14 protein-coding genes are annotated in these 21,810 nt (G+C 74.5%); 6 read left to right on the plus strand and 8 right to left on the minus strand.

What is annotated here, in order from left to right:
• Position 1: 1 nt before the first annotated feature.
• A complete protein-coding gene (locus tag ACWDXC_RS07210; RefSeq protein WP_449979021.1) occupies positions 2–367 on the minus strand; it encodes a helix-turn-helix transcriptional regulator in 366 nt (121 codons plus the stop codon).
• A 78-nt stretch (positions 368–445) separates the two neighbouring features.
• On the opposite strand from ACWDXC_RS07210, the gene ACWDXC_RS07215 reads away from it, so the two are divergent.
• A complete protein-coding gene (locus tag ACWDXC_RS07215; protein WP_449979024.1) occupies positions 446–820 on the plus strand; it encodes an STAS domain-containing protein in 375 nt (124 codons plus the stop codon).
• On the opposite strand, the gene ACWDXC_RS07220 is transcribed toward ACWDXC_RS07215, so the two are convergent.
• Positions 798–2,939, minus strand: coding sequence for a SpoIIE family protein phosphatase (locus ACWDXC_RS07220; RefSeq protein ID WP_449979025.1), 2,142 nt, complete (start codon positions 2,937–2,939; stop codon positions 798–800). The two genes, ACWDXC_RS07215 and ACWDXC_RS07220, sit on opposite strands and share 23 nt — an antisense overlap.
• Before the next feature lie 222 nt (positions 2,940–3,161).
• Between ACWDXC_RS07220 and ACWDXC_RS07225 the strand changes: the two genes are divergently transcribed.
• Positions 3,162–4,352, plus strand: coding sequence for a cellulose binding domain-containing protein (locus tag ACWDXC_RS07225; protein ID WP_449979028.1), 1,191 nt, complete (start codon positions 3,162–3,164; stop codon positions 4,350–4,352).
• Between the two features lie 57 nt (positions 4,353–4,409).
• Here the strand turns inward: ACWDXC_RS07225 and ACWDXC_RS07230 are convergent, their stop codons facing one another.
• From ACWDXC_RS07230 to metX, 5 genes are all read right to left on the minus strand, one after another.
• Positions 4,410–8,456, minus strand: coding sequence for a S8 family peptidase (locus ACWDXC_RS07230; protein WP_449979031.1), 4,047 nt, complete (start codon positions 8,454–8,456; stop codon positions 4,410–4,412).
• Between the two features lie 210 nt (positions 8,457–8,666).
• A complete protein-coding gene (locus tag ACWDXC_RS07235; RefSeq protein ID WP_449979034.1) occupies positions 8,667–11,501 on the minus strand; it encodes an ATP-binding protein in 2,835 nt (944 codons plus the stop codon).
• Positions 11,502–11,603: 102 nt separating this feature from the next.
• Positions 11,604–12,086 (minus strand): CoA-binding protein, encoded by a 483-nt coding sequence (locus ACWDXC_RS07240; protein ID WP_449979037.1) that lies wholly within the window; start codon positions 12,084–12,086, stop codon positions 11,604–11,606.
• Entirely contained in the window at positions 12,083–13,420 is a 1,338-nt protein-coding gene (locus ACWDXC_RS07245; RefSeq protein WP_449979039.1) for an O-acetylhomoserine aminocarboxypropyltransferase/cysteine synthase family protein, read from the minus strand. Before ACWDXC_RS07245 ends, ACWDXC_RS07240 begins: the two co-directional genes overlap by 4 nt.
• Before the next feature lie 19 nt (positions 13,421–13,439).
• A complete protein-coding gene (gene metX, locus ACWDXC_RS07250; protein WP_449979041.1) occupies positions 13,440–14,657 on the minus strand; it encodes a homoserine O-acetyltransferase MetX in 1,218 nt (405 codons plus the stop codon).
• A 72-nt stretch (positions 14,658–14,729) separates the two neighbouring features.
• Here metX and ACWDXC_RS07255 point away from each other — a divergent pair, with 72 nt between their 5' ends.
• The 4 genes from ACWDXC_RS07255 to ACWDXC_RS07270 all read left to right on the plus strand — a co-directional run bounded on the left by ACWDXC_RS07255 (position 14,730) and on the right by ACWDXC_RS07270 (position 20,207).
• The gene (locus ACWDXC_RS07255) at positions 14,730–15,281 is read left to right on the plus strand and encodes an OsmC family protein (RefSeq protein WP_219517866.1); all 552 of its coding nucleotides are present in this window, start codon (positions 14,730–14,732) and stop codon (positions 15,279–15,281) included.
• 36 nt (positions 15,282–15,317) lie between these two features.
• Positions 15,318–16,535 carry an NAD(P)-binding domain-containing protein gene (locus ACWDXC_RS07260; RefSeq protein ID WP_449979810.1) on the plus strand — a complete coding sequence of 406 codons (1,218 nt, stop codon included), beginning with the start codon at positions 15,318–15,320 and terminating at the stop codon, positions 16,533–16,535.
• A gap of 76 nt (positions 16,536–16,611) precedes the next feature.
• Positions 16,612–19,617, plus strand: coding sequence for a BTAD domain-containing putative transcriptional regulator (locus tag ACWDXC_RS07265; RefSeq protein ID WP_449979045.1), 3,006 nt, complete (start codon positions 16,612–16,614; stop codon positions 19,615–19,617).
• Positions 19,618–19,697: 80 nt separating this feature from the next.
• Positions 19,698–20,207, plus strand: coding sequence for a hypothetical protein (locus tag ACWDXC_RS07270; RefSeq protein WP_449979048.1), 510 nt, complete (start codon positions 19,698–19,700; stop codon positions 20,205–20,207).
• Here the strand turns inward: ACWDXC_RS07270 and ACWDXC_RS07275 are convergent.
• On the minus strand, positions 20,197–21,804 hold the full coding sequence (locus ACWDXC_RS07275) for a thiopeptide-type bacteriocin biosynthesis protein (protein WP_449979051.1): 1,608 nt from the start codon (positions 21,802–21,804) through the stop codon (positions 20,197–20,199). The genes ACWDXC_RS07270 and ACWDXC_RS07275 overlap by 11 nt on opposite strands.
• Between the last annotated feature and the right edge of the window lie 6 nt (positions 21,805–21,810).

Here is a 21,810-nt window from a genome sequence, read left to right on the forward strand (position 1 = left end):
GTCAGGCGGCACCGGGGGAGAGCGGGCCGACGACCTGGTGCAGCTCGGACCGCATCGTCCGCTGGTCGTCGTGGCGCTGGGTGAACATGTCGATCAGCGCCTGGACAGGCATGCCTGCCTCGGTCGGGTGCCGGAACTGCCGCTCGGGCCTGAGCCGGTAGTGGTTGCGGCGGCCGACCCGGATGCGCTCCAGGTAGCCGCCGTCCTCCAGGTCGCTCACGATGCCCTGCGCGGCCCGTTCGGTGATGCCGATCCGGGCGGCGATGTCGCGCATGCGAAGCTCCGGGTCCGCCGCTATCGCCAACAGCACGCGGGCGTGGTTGGTGAGGAACGTCCAGGAGGAACGCCTGCCAGCATCGTGGTCCATCGCCAGAACATGGTACAGGAGGAAGCTCCGTCGGCAGAAGAATGTCTACGGAAAATTTTTTCCGGTAAACTTCTCCCTATGACAGTGAACGGAATCGGCGAGCCAACGCGGTCTGGCGAGTGCGTTGCCGTCCGTTCCCTGGTCCCGCCCGAGCAGGTGCTGTACGTCGACCACCAGCTGCGCGTCACGTGCACCCTGACGCCCGAGTCGACGGTGATCCGGCTCGCCGGCGAGATCGACGTCACCAACAGGCGCGAGGCGATGTCCACGTTGACCCAGGCCCGGCGCATCGACGACCAGCTCATCGTCGACCTCGGCCGGGTGACGTTCGCCGACATCTCGGTCGTCAGGGCCCTGACCGCTTTCGCCGCCGACGGCGCGGCCCGCATCCGCAACGTCCCCGCCCAGATAGCCAGGCTGCTGGACCTGCTCAACCTCCCCGCCTTCGACTGACCCCCTCCGGTGCGCTGCGGAGCAGGAGGAGGGCGGTGTCGTCCGTGCGGGGTCTCGTGACCTGGCCGACGAGCGATTCGGCCAGGCTGTGCAGGGGCCGGCCGGGCGCCGGGGCGAAGCGGGCGGCCAGGGCGGCGATGGCGTCGCCCAGGTCCCGGCCGGGCTCCTCGACGAGGCCGTCGGTGTAGAGGGTCAGCGTGGAGCCCGGCGGCACGTACAGGTCCAGGGTCGTGTACTCGGCGTCGGGATCGATGCCGAGCAGCAGGCCGGGCGGGGCGTCGATCACCTGGGTGGGGGCGCCGGGGCGGCTGATCAGGGGCGGCGGGTGCCCGGCGCTGGCCAGGCAGGCGATGTGCCGGTCCAGGTCGAGCGTGAGGTAGAGGCAGCTGGTGAAGCGGTCGGGGGCGAGCTCGGTCATCATGCGGTTGGTGTAGGCGAGCACGTCGCCGCAGGTGGCGCCGGCCGTGCCGTGGGTGCGGATGGCGGTGCGCACCTGGCCCATGAGGGCGGCGGCGGTCATGTCGTGGCCCTGGACGTCGCCGATGACGGCGGCGGCCTGGGAGTCGCCGAGCCGGATGAGGTCGTAGAAGTCGCCGCCGATGTCCATGCCGGGAGTGGCGGGCACGTACCGGGCGGCCACGTCCAGCCCGGGGATCCTGGGCAGCGCGTGCGGCAGCAGGCTGGCCTGCATCGACTGGGCGAGCTGGTGCTTGTTGTCGTAGAGCCAGGCGCGCTCGAACGCCTGGGCGATCAGCCCGCCGAGCGCGGTGAACGCCGCCCGTTCCTCCTCGCTGAACCGGTGCGGTCGGTCGAAGGCCAGCACGCAGGTGCCGATGGGGCGGCCCGAGGTGACCAGCGGGAGCACCGCCCAGGCTTCCATGACGGCGGACTCGGGCAGGTCCGGGTACGCCTGGAAGAGCTCGTCCCTGGTCGCGTAGAAGGACGGCCTGCCCGGGTCGGAGCCGCCTGGCGGGCTGACGCGGCGCAGCGCCGGGCGGCCGTCGAACTCCTCGATGAGCTGCCGGGTGTAGCCGCGCGCGGCGACCACGCGCATGCGGCCGCTCTCCCAGGTGATGATGGCCAGGCCCTGCGCCCCGTAGACGGGCACGACGTGGTCGGCGACGAGGTCGATCACGTCCTGGGCGCTCGTCGCCTGGGCCAGGCTGGTCGCCAGGTGCAGCAGCTCGTGCAGCCCGGCCGTGCGCAGCGGCTCACTGCCGCCGACGGCCGGCGGCAGGGCGGCCGCCGCGGTCGGCGTGATGCGCAGGGTCATGCCCGGCACGCTCGGGAACCACTGCAGCAGCAGTTGCCTGCCGTCGGGACGGCGGGCGGTGACCCGGGTGGGCTGGTGGCTGACGACCGCGAGGCGGTACTGCTCCTCGTAGACCGGATCGCCCAGCCAGGGCACGGCCACGGCCAGCCGCCGGCCCACCAGCTCCGACGGGGTCGCGTCGAGCAGTTGCGCGCCCTGCGCGGTGACGAACGCCACGCGCGCCTGGGCGTCCAGGTGGCAGTAGCCCTCCGGCAGGGCGTCGAAGGCCCGCAGCGCGGCCTGCGCGGCACGCGGTTCGCGCTGGTGGGCGCGTATAGGGTCGAGGATCCGGGGATGGTCCCCCGCGGTGATCGGACGGCCGCGCTCGCTCGCCCGGCGCAGCAGGTCGCCCATCGCGCCGCAGCAGTCGTCGATGACCTTGAGCTGGCGTACGGTGAGGTCGGCCGGGTGACCGGCGGGCCAGGCGAGGACGATCCCGCCCCACACGCCGCCCCCCGAGCCGAGCGGCGCGGTCGCCATCGCGAACGGGTACGGCAGCGTCAGCGCCACCCCGGGGAACTCCCTGGCCAGCGCCTCCCGATCGCCGAACCACAGCAGCCGCCGGTCGCGCACCGACACCGAGACCGGCGCCGCGTCGTTGAGCCTGATGCTCGCCCACACGCGGGCGATGGAGACCGGCAGCCCCATGGCCGACACCATCCGCAGGACCTGGCCGTCCTCGTCGAGGACGTACGCGATGCCGATGTGGGCTCCCGCGCCGAAGACCGTCTCGATCAGCACCTCGTCCAGGCGGGACGCCTCGGTCGCCGCACCCGGAGCCGGGCCGTCGCCATCGTGCCGCGTCACGGCCAGCCGGGTTCATTCCACCGCATACCGCCAGGTTAGGAGGATGTGGGCATTGGGCTCTTTAACGCCGGGTTCGGATTCCCCCACGAGCCGGACGGCGAGCACCAACCACACGTCCGCTATCCCCGAAATCGTATCTATGCCCGATGCCGGAAATGCCGCAGAATCACCGCGGGGGGACACGATGCGATAGGGGAAGTCATGCGCACCGGAAGCCGGTCTGTGGGAGCGGTCCTCCTCACCCTCGGGTTCGTCACGCTGGCGCTGCTCGTCGCCTCCCTGGCGATCGGCCCGGCAGGCCAGGCGGCCGCCGCCCCGTCCCACCTGGCCGCCGCCGCACCGGCGCCCACCGGCGCGCTGCCCCATCCGGCCGCCGGGGAAGCCGCTCAGGGGGAGGCCGCTGACGGGGAAGCCGCCGGGGAAGCCGTGGACACGACGCCGCCGACCCGGCCGGCCGGGGAGCGGCCGTGCCCGGTGCCGCTCGCGCCGTCCCCCACCGGCTACGCCTCCATCTGCTGGAACGCCTCCTCCGACGACACCGGCGTCGTCGCGTACGACCTCTACCGGCTGGACCCCGACGGGTTCACCCGCGCCGCCACCACGACCGGCACGGTCGGCGGCTTCTCGGGCGAGCTCGGCCGCGCCTACACGATGTACGTCGTCGCCAGGGACGCCGCGGGCAACGTCAGCCGCCCCTCCGGCCTGATCACGGTGACCGCGGTGACCGGCATGTCGCCCACCTCGACGCCCACCCCGCCGCCCGGCGACCGCCTGCCGCCGAGCAAGCCGACCGGCCTGCGTGACGCCTGCCTCCAGGACTACCACGGCGTCACCTTCTGCTGGCAGCCGTCGACCGACAACGTGGCGGTGACCGCGTACGACGTCTACCGCGAGAGCGCCACCGGGTACGTCAAGGCCGGCACGCTCGCCGCCTCGACGTTCCCGAACTTCGCCGAATCCGGCCTCGTCACCGGGCAGCGCTACACGTACGTGGTGGTGGCGAGGGACGCGGCCGGCAACCTCAGCGCGCCGTCCGACCCGCTGTCGGCGCTGGCCAGGCCGGGCCTGCCCTCGCCCACCTCGTCACCCGGCCTGGAGTGCGCGGTGTCCTACAGGGCGGCGACGTGGGGCCCGACGCTGAGCGCCGAGATCACCGTGCGCAACACCGGCACGGCGGCGATCGACGGCTGGACGCTGACCCTGGACTACCCGGAGCCCGCCCCGCGCCTGGTCGCCGGCTGGTCGGCCGACTGGACCCAGAGCGGGGCGCGGTTCTCCGGCGCCGCGCGGTCGTGGAACAAGGTGCTGCGCCCGGGCTCGTCCACTCAGGTCGGCTTCACCGCCTCCCACACCGCCCCGGCCCCGGCCCCGGCGACCTTCGCCCTCAACGGCAAGCCCTGCACCGCGGCCTGACCGCGGCCACCCGGCAGGGCGGCCGCGGGAGGCCACGGCAGGCCGCGGCTGGGCTGGTCAGCGCAGGGCGAAGGCGCGGAGGGTGGTCTGCTTGACGCGGTTGCCCGCCGCGTCCCACGCCTCCGCCTTCAGGCTCACCGCGCCCTTGGTGGCGTGGTGGGCCGGGTACTTCACCCGGGCGGTGTGGACGCCGTCCCGGCCCCGCTTGAGGTCGGCCGGCTGCCAGGTGGCGCCGTCGTCGGTGCTGGTCCACAGCCGCACGCCCGCGATCGCCGGCATCTTCGCCGCCGACGGCCCGTGATAGGCCTCCACCTCGAACGTGTGCCTGCGCCCGGCCGCCACCGTGTTGTCAGCGGACAGGCTGTCGCCGAGGTCGTAGCTGACGTAGACCGCCGGGGTGGTGCGGCACTGCTCGAGCGGCCCGTCGACGAACCAGGCGTAGCAGTTGGAGCCCGGCAGCACCTGGTCCCTGGCCGGCGGGGCGGTGAACGTCCACTCGATGTCCTGCAGCTCGTTCTCGGCCGTCAGCCGGTAGACGCCCTGCCCCTCGGGCAGCGGGTAGCGCGGCAGCTTGTCGAACCCGGCCACCGGGGCGTTCGGGATCTCCTTGCCGTCGCGGTAGAGGTGCAGGTCGTACCGGGGCGCCAGGTCGCCGAACGCGACGCCGTCGTCGCGCCGCTCCCCGACCCCGTTGACCATGGACGGGGTCACCCACAGGTTGCCGTCGTGCACGCAGATCGCGCACGGCAGCCCGATCACGAGCTTCTCCAGCGGGACGTCGTCCGGGCCGCCGCCGAGCGCGTACAGCTTGCCGGAGGCGGTCGCGGCCCCCGGCGTGCTCGGGGTGGCGAACCACTGCTGGCGGGTGCTGCCCGGCCGGTCGAACACGTCGGTGCGGTAGCGGGTCTCCTCCACCTCCGCGCCCGGCTCGGACGGCAGGAGCGCGGAGATCCCGGCCTGGCTCACGATCGTGGGGTCCAGCGGCCAGACCCACTGCGGCCTGCGCTCGGGCATCGGGGACGACCAGTGCAGCATGTTGGTGCCGGTGCCCGTGTAGGTGATGTCGTCGGTCCGCCACGTGCTGCGCCAGTTCATGTACTTCGTGTACGGCCCGGCGTGCACGTCGAGGTCGACCCGGTGGAGCTGGCGCTCGGTCACCTTGTAGCGCATCGACGCCGGGATGCGCCCGTCGGCGTACGGCTTGAAGACGTACGAGTACGGGGTGTTCGGCGTGCCCTCGGCCCGTACGGTCACCTCACCGCGGCCGGCCGCCTCGCGGATCTTCTGGCCTTCGGCGTTGGAGACGTACGCGACGGGGATGTTGACCGGCTTGAACGGGCCGCTGAACGGCTTCTGCGTGATCGGCAGCGGGATCGGGCAGACGGACGCCCGCTCGTTGAAGGCGAGGACGCCCGCGGCGCCCGCGTCCCTGATCGGGCCCACGCGCTCGATCTGGAGGCCGCACGCCGTGCCGAAGATGCCCTCGGCGGGCTCCGCGTCGATCAGCACGAGCGCGCCGCGCAGGTCCTTGCCCGCGAGGTCCTCGGGACGGCCCTTGCCGGCGTCGACCACCCGCAGGTCCTTGACGCCGTCGAACGGGACGTAGCCTCCGTGCAGCTCGCCCGCGTCGATCATGTGGACCCGGGAGACCGGGTGCAGGGTGGTGCGCTTCGCCGCCCGCCCGGAGGCGCGCATGGTCATGGTGACCTCGGGGACGCCGAGCTCCCACTGGCCGGTGAACCGGAAGCCGCCCTTGGTGACCTTCTTCGTGGGCAGCGCCCACACCTTCTCCCACCCGCCGAGCGGGCGGCTCGACAGCAGTGAGCCGCCGAAGACGTCGCCGTTCGGCAGCGTGCGCTGGAAGAAGAGGTCGTAGGTGTTGTTCAGCGGCTGCGCGGTCCTGGGGGCGCTGAAGCCGATCTCGGTGGCCTTGCGGGCGTCGAGGGTGACCTCGGTGTCGCCGGTGATGGTCAGCTCGGGCTCGAACAGCCAGGCCCGGTTGGCGCGGTCGTCGCCGTCCACCCAGTCGAGCACCTGCAGCAGGCTGACGGTGCCCGCCGGGACGCGGGTGACGACCAGGCCGACGTCGTCGATGCGGTGCGGGCCGAGCTCGCCCTTGGCGCCGTCGACGTCCACGACGCTCATGGCCGTCGGCGTGCGCGGCTTGCCGTCCCGGTCGAGCGTGCGGATGGTCAGGTCGTACTTGGGGACGTCGCGGACCGCGCCGAGCGGCGTGGTGAGCCGGACCCCGTCGGCCTCGGCCGTCACCGCGCCGCTGTAGGTTCCGATGGGCAGCTCGGCCGGGTCGAGCGTGACGGTGGTGCCGGCCGTGCCTCCGGCGGGGACGGTCAGCGTCGTGTCGGCGAGCACCGGCTCGGCGTCGCCGCTCATCGCCGTCTTGAGCGTGAGCGTGACGGGCGCGTCGCCCAGGTTGCGGTAGGAGATCTGGCCGGTCTTCGGCGCGCTGCCGGTCTCCAGCAGGCCGAAGTCCACGCCGCCGCTGTCCGCGAACACCTGCTGGCGGGTCGCGCGGTCCAGGTCCACCCGGCCGGCGCCCTGCTCGTAGACGGTGAAGCCGTCGTCCTTGGCGGTGGACATGAGCGCGGCCTTGAGCTGCCGCGCCGTCCAGTCCGGGTGCCGCTGCGCCATGATCGCGACGGCGCCGGCGACGTGCGGCGTGGCCATCGAGGTGCCGGAGGAGCCGGTGTAGTGCTCGTCCACCGGGGTGCCCATGGCGGTGCCTGCCGCCCGCGCGGCCACGATGTCCACGCCCGGCGCGGCGATGTCGGGCTTGAGCCCGCCGCCGGGGCGCGGGCCGCGGCTGGAGAACCCGGCGAGCTGGTCCTGCTTGTCCACCGCGCCCACGGTCAGCGCGGCGTCGGCGGCGCCGGGCGTGCTGATCGTCTCGGCCTCGTACAGGTTGCCCGCGGCGATCACGAACAGCGCGCCGGTCTCGGCGGTCAGGTCGTTCACGGCCTGGCTGAGCGGGTCGGTCCCGTCGCTGGGCAAACCGCCGAGGCTCATGCTGACGGCCTTGGCGCCGCTGCGCGCCGCCCACTCCATGCCTTCGATGATCCACGACTCCTGGCCGGAGCCGCTGTCGTCGAGGACCTTGCCGACGACGAGCTGCGCGCCGGGGGCGACGCCCTTGTGCTTGCCGCCCGAGGCCGCGCCGGTGCCGGCGATGGTCGAGGCGACGTGCGTGCCGTGCCCGTGCCCGTCCTGCACGGCCTGGTCAGGGACGAACGACCGGCTGTCGGCGATCTTCCCGGCCAGGTCGGGGTGGCCGGCGTCGGCGCCGGTGTCGAGAACGGCGATCTTCACGCCGGTCCCGTCCTGGCCGCGCTCCCACGCCTGGTGGGCGCCGATCATCGGGACGCTCACGTCCAGGTCGGCCTTGACCTTGGCGTCCAGCCAGAGCTTGGCGATGCCGCCGCCCAGCGTGGCGGGCGCCTTGGCCAGGCCCTGCCCGGAGCCCTGCCCGGCGCGTACGGCCTGCCAGAACGTGCCCGCCTCGGCCTTGGCGACGTCGAGGGCGGAGGCGTGGATGCTCTCCAGCGTGCGGGTGGGCTCGGCGGCGGGGACGGCGGCGGCCGAGCGCTTGACCTCGGCCTCGGCCTGGGTGCCGGGGTACTGCACGATCACGGGCAGCCGCTTGGCCACGTCGTCGGCGTAGCCGTTCTCGGCCAGGTACTTGACGTCGAACAGCCGCCGGTCGACCAGCCCCGCCTGGACGGCGGCGACCGCGTCGTCCGGCAGCACGAAGACGCCGTCCGGGGTGAACTGGGTGAACAGGTTGATCCGGCGGCCGTCCTGGCGGGTGCCGGGGGCCGGCTCGACGCGGTAGCGGCCGGCGGGGGAGCGGGTGAGCTGGACCTTGTCGCCGGTGATCAGCGTGACGACGAGCTTCCGGGCGCGCACCCCGGACAGGGCGACGTCCTTGGCGGGCTGCGCATCGGAGGCCGGCGAGCCGGCGGGGGACGCGGCGGGGGTGTCCGGCGGCGTGGCGGTCGCCGGGCCGGCGGTCAGCACGCCGGCGAGCGTGGTGACCGCGGTCAGCAGGACCGCTGTCCGGCGCGCCAGCGGGGGGCGGGGCAGTGCCATGGTGGCCTTTCTGGCGGGGGGAGTGAGGGGTCAGACGGGTTCGAAGCCGTCCGGCGGGCGGGGCGGCTCCTGGGGCTCGCCGGTGTCGGAGGGGTCGTCCGGGTCCGGCTGCCCGGGTTCGTCGATGGTTTCGGACATGCCGAAAGTGTCGTGCAGCGGGATGGGGTGGGGTATGGGGTGCCCTATGGGGAAAAATCCCCAATTGGTGGGTCAGTCGCTGGGGAGGAGGTGGCGGGCCAGCTCGGTCCGCGACCGCGCCCCTACCTTCCGCATGGCCGCGCTCACGTGCTTGTCCACCGTCTTCGGCGACAGGAAGAGCTGCCTGGCGATCTGCTGGTTCGTCAGCCCCTCGGCCGCCAGCCGGGCCACCTGCTCCTGCCTGGCCGACAGCGCGTGGTCGCCGCCGCCCGGCGCGGGCGCGCCCTGCGCCGCCGCCCGGACGCCCCACCTGCGGCCCAGCCCGGTCGCGCGGTCCAGGTCCCAGCGCGCCCCGAGATCCGCGTACGCCGCGACGGCCCGGCCGAGCCGGACGGCGGCCTCGGGGTCGTCGAGGGCGAACAGGCAGGCGGCCGCCTTCTCGTGGGCCTGCGCGGCCTCGTAGCGGGCCGGGACCAGCTCGAAGGCGTCGGCGGCGGCGGCGAACTCCACGGCGGCCCGCCCCCACTCCTCGCCCGCCTCGGCCAGCAGCCCGCGGGCGTGCGCGAGCGCGGGCGCGGCCAGCGGCGCGTCGAGCCCGGCCAGCCGGGCGGCGTGCCGGGCGACGACGCCGGCCGCCTCGTCCGGACGGCCCGCCGCCAGCAGCGCCTCGGTCAGCGCGGGCAGCGCCCGGACCGCCACCGGCCACAGCTCGCTCGCCTCCCAGTGGTGGCCCGCCTCGACGGCCGCCTCGATCGCCGGCTCCGGCTCGCCCCGCGCGGCGGCCAGCCTGAGCAGCATCGCCAGCGGCACCACGAGGTCGTCGTACTGCCCCCGGGCCCGGGCCTCGGCAGCGGCGTCGAGCAGCGGCGCCAGCGCGGCCTCCTGGCGGCCCTGCACCGCGGCCAGGCAGGCGGTCACGATGTCGACGAGGATGCGCTCGTGCGGCTCGTCGCCGAACTGGTCGCGCAGCTCCTGCATCCGGTCCGGCAGCCCGCGCCAGGAGCCCTCGAAGTAGTCGGCCGCGGCCAGGTTGACCAGGCAGCGCAGTTCGAGCCGCCCGCGCAGGTCGGGCTCGGCGCCCTCCTCGACCGCCGCGGTCAGCAGCCGGCGGCCCTCCCGGTGGTGCCCGCTGAACAGGGCCGCGCCGCCGATCGAGCGGTACGCGTTCACCTCGCGGCGCAGCAGCCGCCGCCCGCCGGTCTCCCGCAGCAGGTCACCGGCCAGCGCGGCCCAGCGCGGGTCGCCCATCACCACGAAGATCATCGCGATCTTGCCGAGCACCAGCATGCGCATCGCCGGATCGGCCACGGCGGGCAGGGTCGCGAGCGCCCGCTCCAGCCACGACCGGCTCTCCTCGGGCGGCAGGCCGCTCGGCGGGCGGCCCACCCCGGCCATCGCCCACGCGGCCAGCCCCGGCTCCCCGGCCAGGTCCTCGGCGGCCCGGGCGAACGCCTCGCCGATGCGGGCCCCGTCGGTGCGGGTCCGCTCCAGATGCAGCGCCAGCAGCATGCGCAACTGGCCGCGCAGCGGGGGCGGCACGTCCTGCTCCAGCGCGCCGGTGACCAGGTCGGCGACCGGCGGCGGGCGCAGCAGCTCCAGGGCGGCCCAGCCGAGCTTCACCGTCAGCTCCGCCCGCCGCGCCGCCGGCAGGTCGGCGTCGCGCAGCACCTCCTCCAGCAGGCGCGCGGCCTCCGCGTCGTCGCCCAGCCGCGACGCCTGCTCGGCCGCCTCGATGGCGGCCTCGACCCACTGCCCGGCCCGGCCCGCCCGGCGCAGGTGGTGGGCCAGCCGGCCCAGCGGCACCGGCCGCAGCCCCCGTACGGTGTCGGCGGCGGCGGCGTGCAGCGCCTGACGGCGGCCCAGCGGGATCGCCTCGTAGACCGCCTGCGCCGCCAGCACGTGACGGAACCCGACCAGCCCGCCGGTGTCGGCGAACAGCCCGGAGCCGAGCACCTCGTCGATCGCCCCGACGTCGTCCGGCCCCGACAGCAGCGCGAGCGGCACCGGGAGCTGCAGCACGGCGGCGCGCTCGGCCACCTCCTTGGCGCCGGGGGACAGCCGGGCCACCCGCTCGCGCACCGAGGCGCGCACGCCGCTCGGCACGTCCAGCTCCTCCAGCGCCCGCCGCGCCCAGCCGCCCTCCCAGCGGATGAGCGTGCCGCGGTCGCGCAGCAGCGCCAGCAACTCCTGCACGGCCAGCGGCAGGCCGGAGGCCCGCAGGCACAGATGCTCGGCGAACTCGGCCGTCACCTCCTCGGCCCCGAGGATCGCCGAGGCCATCACCCGCGTCTGGGCGGCGTCGAGCGGCGGCAGCACCAGATGCTCGGCCCTGATCGTGTCGGGGGCGCGTGCCGTGATCGCCCGCACCGCCTCGGACGCCTCCTCGCCCCGGTACGTCAGCACCACCCGCAACGTGCCGGGCAGCACGGACATCAGGTACGTCAGGAACTCCACCGTCTGCCCGTCGGCCCAGTGCAGGTCCTCCACCACCAGGACGGCCGGGCCCAGCGCGGTCAGCACCTCGGCCAGCCCCCGGAACACCCGGTGCCGCTCGGCCGCCCGGTCGTCGAGCGGCGGCGGCGTCGGCGGCAGCTCGGCGGCCAGCTCCGGCAGCAGCTCGCGCAGCGCCCCGGCGACCGGCGACAGCGCCGCCCCGGCCAGCTCGGACGCGCGCCCGCGCAGCGCCTCGACGACGGGGCCCAGCGGGAACGGCTCCCTGATCTGCACGCAGGCCCCGGCCAGCACCCGCAGGCCCGCCACCGCGGGACCGCCCAGCAGCTCGGCTGTCAGCCGCGACTTCCCGATGCCGGCCTCGCCCTCGACGACGGCGACGGCGGGAGCCCCCTCGACCAGCGCGACGAGCCGGGCGAGCTCCTTCTCCCGCGCCACCAGAACAGGGGAGACCACCCGCCCACCACGCACCCGCTCATTCAACTGCACGCCCAGTCATAGATCAATGTCACCCCGGCCGCCCGGCCACCTCCACGGGGGGCCGGGCGGGGGCGTGGATCACTGGAGGCCGCCGCGCACGGAGGTGATGCGCCGGGTGTTGAAGCCGAGCCAGTGCATCCGGCCCGCGTAACGCGCGTGCTCGACCTTGAGGCAGCGGTCCATGATCACGGTGACGCCGCCGTCCTCGGCGATCCGCGCGGCCTCCTCGTTGACGACGCCGAACTGGCCCCAGAGGGCCGCGGCGCCGATCTCCACCGTGTCGCGGGCGATCTCCGGCAGGGCGTCCGGCGCGCGGAAGACGTTGACCAGGTCGACCGGGACGGGCACGTCGAGCAGGCTCGGGTAGCTGGGCTCGCCGAGGATCTCCGTCTCGCGCGGGTTCACCGGGACGATCCGGTAGCCGTGCCGCTTGAGGTAGTAGCCGACGAAGTGGCTGGCCCGCAGCTCGTTGCCCGACAGGCCGACGATCGCGATCGTCCGGGTGGCGTGCAGGACGCGCTGGATCGTCAGGGCGTCCTGGTAGCGGCCGGGCGCGGTCATGCCGAGGCCGCCTTCACGCCGATCGTGGCCGCCACCTGGGCCAGGCCCTGTTCGAGGTCCCAGATCAGGTCGTCGACGGACTCGGTGCCGACCGACAGCCGCACGGTGCCGGGGCCGACGCCGGCCGCCCGCAGCTCCTCGTCGCCGAGCTGGCGGTGTGTCGTGCTGGCGGGGTGGATGACGAGGCTCTTGGCGTCGCCGACGTTCGCCAGGTGGGACCAGAGCGTCAGGCCGCGGATGAGGCCCTGCCCGCCCTCCCGGCCGCCGGCGCAGTCGAACGAGAACACCGCGCCGGCGCCGCGCGGCAGGTACTTGTCCGCCAGCGGCCGGTAGCGGCTCTCCGGCAGGCCGGGGTAGGTCACGCCGGAGGTCAGCTCGTGCGACTGCAGGAACGCCGCGACCGCCCGCGCGTTGCCGACGTGGCGGTCCATCCGCAGCGACAGCGTCTCCAGGCCCTGCAGCAGCAGGAAGGCGTTGAACGGCGACAGCGCCGCGCCCAGGTCGCGCAGGGTCTCGGCGCGCAGCTTCATCAGGAAGCCGTACTCGCCGAACGTCTCGTGGAAGCGCAGTCCGTGGTAGGCGGGCGACGGCTCCGCGATCACCGGGAAGCGCCCGTTCGACCAGTCGAACGTGCCCGCCTCGACGACGACGCCGCCCATGCTGGTGCCGTGGCCGCCGATGAACTTGGTCGCCGAGTGGATGACGACGTCGGCGCCCCACTCGATCGGCCGGCACAGGTACGGGGTGGCGAACGTGTTGTCCACGATCAGCGGCAGCCCGTGCTCGTGCGCGATGCCGGCCAGCGTCTCGATGTCGAGCACGTTCCCGGCGGGGTTGCCGATCGTCTCGCCGAAGAACGCCTTCGTCGCCGGCCGCACCGCCCGCCGCCAGGCGTCCGGGTCGTCGGGGTCGGCCCAGGTCAGGTCCACGTTCATCTTGCGCAGCAGGTGCTTGAGCTGGTTCACCGTCCCGCCGTAGAGGGCCGAGGACGACACGACGTGGTCGCCCGGCTGGAGCAGCGTGAACAGCGTTGCCGCCTGCGCGGCGATCCCGCTGGCGAACGCCACCGCGCCGGACCCGCCCTCCAGGTTCGCCACCCGCTCCTCGAACACGGCGACGGTCGGGTTCATGATGCGCGAGTACGTGTTGCCGTACTCCTGGAGGTTGAAGTACGCCGCCGCGGACTCGGGGTCCTCGAAGACGTAGCTGGTCGTCTGGAAGATCGGCACCGCGCGGGCGCCGGTGTTGGGGTCCGGCCGCTGCCCGGCGTGCAGCTGCCGGGTCTCGAAGCCGAACTCGCGGTCGTGTTCCGTACGGGGGATCCGGTCGTTCACCTGGGCCTCTTCCTCGACATCAAGCGGCCCCTCCGGGGGCCAGGAACCGGCGGATGACCGGTGTCTGCCGCGCCTCCTCCAGCAGGAAGCAGTCGTGGCCGTACGGCGCGTCGATGACCTCGAGCTCGACCGGCTTGCCGAGCGCGCGCAGCGCCTGCTCGATCTCCTGCGACGCCGACGGCGGGTAGAGCCAGTCGGAGCTGAAGGCGATCAGCAGCGTGCGCGCCGACACCCCGTCGAGCGCCCGCGTGAGCTGCCCGCCGTGCTGCCTGGCCAGGTCGAAGTACGTCAGCGCGCGCGAGGTGTAGAGGTAGGTGTTGGCGTCGAAGCGCTTGACGAACGCGTCGGCCTGGTGGCGCAGGTAGCTCTCCACCTCGAACTCCGGCTCGCTGATCGTGTAGCGCAGGTCGTCGGCGAACTGCAGCCGCCGGCCGAACTTGGTCTCCAGCGCGGGCGCGGACAGGTAGGTGACGTGGCCGACCATCCGCGCCACGCCCATGCCGGCGTCAGGCGCGCGGCCGGTGCCGTAGTAGCGGCCGCCCTGCCAGGCCGGGTCGCGCATGATCGAGTCGCGGGCGATCGCGTTCCAGGCGACGCCCTGCGGGTGCAGCGCGTGCGTGCTGGCGATCACCACGACGGCGTCGACCTGGCCGGGGTAGCGGACGGCCCACTCCAGCGCCTGCATGCCGCCGAGCGAGCCCCCGGCCACCGCCGCGAGCCGTTCGACGCCCAGGGCGTCGAGGAACGCGCGCTGCGTGCGCACCATGTCCGCGACCGTGATCACGGGGAAGTCGGGTCCGTACGGCCGCCCGGTCGCCGAGTCGATCGACGACGGCCCGGTCGTCCCCCGGCAGCCGCCGAGCAGGTTCGTGCAGACGACGAAGAAGCGGTCGGTGTCGAACGCCTTGCCGGGGCCGATCATGCCGTCCCACCAGCCGAGCCCCTTGCCGCCCGCGCTGTCGCGGTCCTGGGCGCCGAACCCGTCCCGCGTGCTCTCCGGCGGCGGCGCCTTGGCCAGGCCCGCCGCGTGGGCGTCACCGCTGAGGGCGTGGCACACGAGGATCACGTTGTCACGCCGGGGCGACAGCACGCCATAGGTCTCGTACGCGATCCGTACGGGATGCAGCTCCCGGCCACAGTCGAGGGGCACCGGCCGCGGCAGGTCGAGGTACCGGGTCTCCACGGTGCCGACGCTGCCGGCCTGGTCGGCCGCGAACGTCGTGGCTGGCTGCGACATGGGGCTTATCCAACCGCCACCGGGGGTGTATGGTCAAATCCCTACCAGTAATACAGGGAGTGAGGGCGGGACATGACGACCACGGTCGCCAACGGAGTGAACGTGCAGGCACTGCTGGACGCGCGCGAGGCGCTGAAGGACGCGCCCGAGGCCGCGCAGTTCGTCTGGCGGGCCTCGTCCACCTGGCGCAACGGCGTCCACAGCACCACGACCGTCAAGGAGTTCTACGGTCTCGGGGAGGAGCGCGCCCACAAGAGCGAGGCGGTCTTCGACGCCGACCACCCCGAGGTCTTCGCCGCCGAGGACAACGGCGTCACGCCCATCGAATACCTCCTCGTCGGCCTGGCGAGCTGCCTGACGGCCGGCGTCGCCTCCGTCGCGCAGAACCGCGGCATCCAGCTCCGCTCGGTCGAGGCGACGCTCGAAGGCGCGCACGACATCCGCGGCATCCTCGGCGTCGACCCCGACGTCCGCAACGGCTTCAACGACATCAAGGTGACGTTCCACATCGACGCGGACGCCTCGAAGCAGGACATCGAGGCGCTGGTGGCCCAGTCCCAGAAGCGCTCGGCCGTGTTCGACGCCCTGACGAACCCGACGAACGTCACCGTCGACGTCGCCTGAGAGGGCCGAGCCATCGAGCACGTCACCACCGTCGTCATCGGCGCGGGGCACGCGGGCCTCGCGGCGAGCCACTTCCTCGGCGCACGGTCGATCGACCACCTGGTGATCGAGCGCGGCGAGGTGGCCAACTCCTGGCGGCGCGAACGCTGGGACTCCTTCCGGCTGCTCACCCCCAACTGGCAGAGCCGCCTGCCCGGCCTCGCCTACGAAGGCCCGGACCCCGACGGCTACATGACCGCGAAGGAGGTGACGCAGTTCGTCGAGGGCTTCGCCGCGCTCACCCGGGCTCCCGTGCGGACCGGGACGGACGTCACGTCCGTGCGGCAGTCCGGTGACGGCTACCGGGTGACGACCAGCCACGGCGAGATCGCCTGCCGGACGGTGGTCATCGCCAGCGGCGCGTGCAACCTGCCGTCGGTGCCGCCGTTCGCCGAGGCGGTGCCCCCGTCCGTCGAGCAGCTCACGCCGTACGACTACCGCGAGCCCGGCCGGCTCCCCGACGGCGGCGTGCTCGTCGTGGGCGCGTCGGCGACCGGCGTGCAGCTCGCCGCCGAGCTGCGCCGGTCGGGCCGGCCGGTGATCCTCTCGGTGGGCGAGCACGTACGGCTGCCCCGCACCTACCGGGGGCGCGACGTGCTGTGGTGGATGGGCGCCTCGGGCGTGTGGGACCAGCGGCACGACGAGGTGCCGGACCTCGCGCGGGCCAGGCGGCTGCCCTCGCCCCAGCTCGTCGGCGCCCCCGGCCGCCCGACGCTCGACCTCAACGCGCTCACCTCGATGGGCGTCGAGCTGGTGGGCCGCTGGGCCGCCGTCCGCGACGGCCACGCGCTGTTCTCCGGCGGGCTGCGGAACGTGTTCTCGCTCGCCGACCTCAAGATGGAACGCCTGCTCGACACGTTCGACGCCTGGGCCCGCGCCCACGGGCCCGACGTCGGCCCGCCCGAACGGTTCGAGCCGACGCGGGTGCCCGAGTCGGCGCGGCTGCGGCTGAACCTGCGCGGCGGCGAGATCGGCACGATCGTGTGGGCGACCGGCTTCCGCCCCGACTACCGGTGGCTCGACGTCCCGGTGCTCGACGGGAAGGGGCGGCTGCGGCACGACGGCGGCGTCGCCGACAGCCCCGGGCTGTACGCGCTCGGGCTGCCGCTGCTGCGGCGGCGCAAATCCACGTTCATCCACGGGATCGAGGCCGACGCCCGCGAGGTGATCGACCACCTGGCCGGTCACCTGGCCGGACGGGAGGCGGGCCGCTGAACCCCGGCCCTGGCGGGGCGGACCGATAGGGCCCAGGCATTGGATCTCCGGTGCCGGGCCGCCATACTTGCCTGGCGTGACTCTACGGATGGCGATCCTCGGACCCCTCGTCGCCTCGAGAGCGGGGGTCCCCGTCGATCTGGGCTCCACCCGGCAGCGCTGCGTGCTCGCCAGCCTCGTCCTCGCCGAGGGCAGGCCGGTGCGGATTCAGGAGCTGGCGGGCACCCTGTGGGGCGAGGAGGTCCCGGCGAGCGCCGTCAACGTCGTCCAGACCTACGTCAAACGATTACGCCACGCGCTGGAGCCCGATCGGGCCAGCCGGGCGTCCAGCCCGCTGCTGCCCCGGGTCGGCGACGGCTACGCCCTGGACCCGGGCCTGGTCGAGGTCGACGTGGCGCGGTTCCGTGAGCTCGCCGCGCACCCGGCCGGCTACGACCAGGTGGCGCGGGCGCTGGCGCTCTGGCGGGGCGAACCCCTCGCCGAGCTGCCCCTGCTGGCCGGGCACCCCCGGCTGACCAGCCTGGCGGGGGAGCTGGTCGACGCGCTCGGCCGCTTCGCCGGCGTGGCCGTGCGCGAGGGCAGGGCGGCCGACCTCCTGCCGTTCGCCGAGGACGTCGCCCGCATGCTCCCGCTGGACGAGCGCGTCCACAGCGTCCTCATCCGGCTCTGCCTCGAAGGCGGCCGGCGCACCGACGCCCTGCTGCACTACCGGGAGATCAGCCGGCGCCTGGAGCAAGAGCTCGGCGTCCGCCCCGGCCCCGAGCTGAGCGCGGTCCACGCCACGGCGCTCCACGACGAGCCGGCCGCCCCGCCGGGTCCCGCCCGGCTCCCCGCGCCCGCCCAGCTCCCTCCCGACATCAGCGACTTCAGCGGCCGGCTCGAACAGGTGTCGGCGCTGACCCGCATGCTCGGCCCGGGGGAGCGGACCGCGATGCCGCTGGTCGTCATCACCGGCATGGGCGGGGTCGGCAAGACCACGCTGGCCGTGCACGCCGGTCACCGGCTGCGCGAGAGCCACCCCGACGGCCAGCTGTACGTGGACCTGCACGGGACCGACGGCAACGCGGTGGACCCCGCGTCCGTGCTGAACCGCATGCTGCTCGCGCTGGGCGTGGACGGCTCGGTGATCCCCGCCGAGCTGGACGAGCGCGCGACGCTCTACCGCAGCCGCCTGGCGGGCCGCCGGGTGCTCGTCGTGCTGGACAACGCCCTCGACGAGGCGCAGGTGCGCCCGCTCCTGCCCGGCGCGCCCACCTGCGCGACGGTCGTCACCAGCAGGTCCAGGCTGCGCGGGCTGAGCGGCGGCCACCACGTCGACCTGGACGTCTTCCACCCCCAGGAGGCGCTCGACCTGCTCATCCACCTGGTCGGCGAGTCCAGGGTGCGGACCGACCAGGCGACCGCCCGGGCGATCGTGGAGGCGTGCGGCCACATCCCGCTCGCGGTCCGGGTGACCGGAGCCCGGATCGCCGCCCAGCCCCGGCTCAGCCTGGGCCGGTTCCACCGGGAGCTGGGCGACGAGCGGCGCCGGCTTGACCAGCTCGCCGCCGGCGACCTGGCCGTGCGCGCGTCCTTCCGGCTCAGCTACGCCTCGCTGCCGGCCTCCGCGCGGCGCGGGTTCCGGCTGCTCGGGCTGCTGGACGTGCCCGACTTCGCCGACTGGGTGCTCGCGACCCTCCTCGACGCGCCGCAGGGCGAGACGGCGAAGATCCTCGACCTGCTCGTGGACGCCCACCTGGTGACCGTGGCCGGTGAGGACGAGACGGGCGAGTCGCGCTACCGCATGCACGACCTGATCCGGCTGTACGCCAGGGAGCGCACCGAGGCGGAGGACAGCGCCGAGGACCGCCGGGCAGCGCGGCGGCGCGCCTTCGCCACCTGGCTCGCGCTCGCCGAGGACGCCGACCGGCTGCTCGCCTACCGGACGCTGCTCCCGCTCCAGGGCGAGGCGCCGCGCAGGCGGCTGCCGGGAGGCAGGGCGGAGGCCATGCTCGCCGACCCGGTGCGCTGGTTCCAGAGCGAACGCGCCAACCTGGCGGCGGCGATCGCGCAGTGCGCCGAGGACGGCCACCCCGACCTCTGCTGGAACCTCGCCGAAGCCTGCGTCGGCTTCTACGAGATGCGCGACCTGCTCACCGAGTGGCGCGCCGTGCACACCGTGGCGCTGTCCGCGTGCGAGCCGGAGCCGCGCGGGCGGGCGGTCCTGGCCCGCAGCCTGGCCTACCTGTCGTGCCTGCCCGTGGTGCGCCCGCAGGTCATGCGCGAGCACGCCGAGCTGTCCTTGCGGCTGTTCAGGGAGGTGGGAGACCGGCACGGGGAGGTCGACGCGCAGGTGCTGCTCGGCACCGCCCTGGTCGCCGGCGGGCTGGGCGAGGAAGGGCTGGAGCAGCTCCGGCGGGCCGAGGCGCTGGCCGTGACCCTCGGGCACGACGCCGAGCTGGACTTCCTCCACTCCGCGCTCGGCTTCATCTACCGCGAGCAGGGCAAGCTGGAGCTCGCCTCCCACCACCTGGAGCGCGTGCTGGAGCGGACCGAGGGCCGCCGGCTCAGCCGGTTGCGGCTGATGGCGCTGCGCTCGCTCGGGATGGTCCGCTTCTACCAGGGCCGTACCGAGGAGTCCCGGCACCTGCTGCTGGAGATGCTGAGGCTCGCCCGGCTGCTCGGCGTGCGGGTGAAGGAGCTGCTGGCCCTGCTCGTGCTCGGCGAGAGCGGGGTGCTGCTCGGCAGGCCCGACGCCGCGGGCTACCTCGACCAGGCGGAGGCGCTCGCCACGGACATGGGCGGCGAGTTCGCGCTCGCCCTGGTGCGGCGCGGCAAGGCCACCCGCGACCTGCTGGAGGGGCGCGCCGGGCAGGCCCGGGACGCGCTGCTGGTCGCGCTGGAGGTCTTCCGCGGCCACGGGGTGCTGCACCTTCAGGCGATGGTGCTGAAGGCGCTCGGGCACGCGCACGCCCTGCTCGGGGAGTCCGGCGCGGCCCTGGCGGCCTGGCGGGAGGCGGAGAGCCTGTTCCGGCGCATGGGCAACCTCAGCGAGGCGGGCGAGCTGGCGAAGCTCGGCGAGAGCGGGTCCGGGCCGGGGTGATCCATTCGCCGTCCAGTCCCCGTCCAATCCGGGCTCCTACCGTGTGACAAGGATTTGTCAGGACACGTATGGAGCTTCGTATGATCTCGGTGTCTCTTGTGATCGACGATCCCGGCACGCTCGTCGCGGCCATGACCTCGCTGGCGGCCGATCCCGGCCTGTGCCTGCTGACCCGCGCCGGCTCCCTGGCGGAGCTGCGCCGCGCCGAGAGCGTCCCGGCCCACGTCGTCGTGGTCCACGCCGCGGTCAGCGGCCCGCCCGGCGGCGCGGAGACCGTACGCCTGCTCCGGGAGGAGGGACGGCTGGTCCTGCCCCTGGGCGACGGCGGGCCGCCGGGGGGCCGGCTCGCCGCCGCCATCCGCGCGGTGGCGTCCGCCGGGCCGAGGCTGTCCGGCCAGGAGCGGGCGGTGCTGCTCGGCTACGCCTCCGGGCTGACCCTCGCCGCCGCCGCCCGGCGGGCCGGCATCCGGCCCGCGACGGCCAAGAAGTACCTGGAGAGGATCAAGCAGAAGTACGCCGACTGCGGCCGGAACGCCTACACCAAGCTGGACCTCGCCACCCGGGCCAGGGAGGACGGGCTCATCGGCTGACCTCGTCCGGGACGCCCAGCGGGAGCAGGTAGAGCGCGACCTCGGTGACCCCGTCCACCGCGAACAGCTCGTGCGCCAGATCGTCGTAGAAGCCGCCGACGGGGATCGTGCCCAGCCCCAGGCCGGTCGCGGCCAGGGCCAGGTTCTGGGCGACGTGCCCGGCCTCCAGCAGCGCGAAGCGCAGGGCGCGCAGCCCGTACTTCGCCCGGAGCGCGTCGGTGTGCACGGTGAGCGCCAGCAGGGCGGGCACCCGGGCCAGGTCGACCAGCAGCGGGTGCCGCTCGGGGTGGCCGGTGGTGAACCACATGGACGTGGCCGCCGCCTCAGCCTGGCCGGGCGCGTCCGCGTACCGGTGCAGGCGGTCCCCCTGCCCGCCCACGCCGTACGTGCCCGGCGCCAGGCCGTCGACGGACCAGGCGATGAGCCGCAGCCGCACGGCGTACTTGCTGCCCGCGCTGGGGAAGGTGCGCGTGGCCCAGCCGCCGGCGCCGGGCCGCGCCGGCCCGCCGAACGCCTCGCGCAGGAGGGCGCCCAGCGTGGCGGCGGCGACCGGGCCGGTGTAGTGGCGGCAGGAGCGGCGCTCCCGCAACGCCCGGCCGAGCGGCATGTCCAAGGCGGGGCCCGGGGGCAGCGCCACCGTGGTGGCCCGCCAGCCCGGATGGTCGGCGGCCGGCTCGCCGCGCTCGTCGTCGCCCAGCTCGGGCAGTTGCCCGGGCGGGTACTTCGAGCCTTCCAGGTAGCGCTGGTCCAGCCCGGCCTCGGGGGCCAGCGCGCCGGCGACCACCCAGCACAGCGCCCGCTCCTCGTCCGGTTGCACGCCCAGCCGGTTGCACAGCATGTGCAGCTGCGAGGCCCACACCGCCAGGCGGCGCCCGGCCGCGACGCCCCGGTCCGCCAGCTCGGCGTCCGCCCGCGCGACCACCTGAGCCCAGCGGGCGGCGAGCCCGTCGCCGTCGCGCACCGCGGCGCGGGTGCCGGTCAGCACGCCCAGCACCTTGTCCCGCTGCCGGGCGAGCATGGCCTCGGCGCGGGCCAGCGGGACGGCCGGGGGCAGCTTGGGCGTGTCGACGGCCAGCCGCCAGGCCCCGGCGTGCCTTCTCAGCCATGCCGCGCAGGCGCGCTCGTCCAGGCCCAGGCCGAGCGCGGTCGCGTACATCAGCGGGAGCGCGGTGTTCATCCGCGAGGCAGGGGAGCCTCGCAGCGCCTCCAGGACGATCTCGGTGGAGCGGCAGAAGACCTCCTCGGCCACGGAGATCGCCTCCGCCCCGCCGTAGCGCTCGGTCTCGGGCTCGTAGGCGATCTCGGCCACCGTCCCGTGCGGGGTCCAGCCCTCAGCAGCCGGGAAGCCGGCGTCGCCGACGAGCGAGGCGAGCGCCTGCCGCAGCCCCTCGGGGTCGGCGACGGCGCGGGCGCGCACGCGCAGGTGCGGGCCGCCCTCCCCGTACCTGATGAAGAACCAGTCCTCCAGCAGGCCGTCGGCGCGCAGGCCGTCGAGCAGCGGGCCGGCCGAGCCGGTGAGGAAGGCGTCGTTGCGCTCCGCGTCCCAGTGCAGGAAGCAGTGCAGGCTCGTCCAGAGGTCGACAGCGGGCGTGGTCATCGGCGG

The organism is Nonomuraea sp. NPDC003214, from assembly GCF_053590035.1.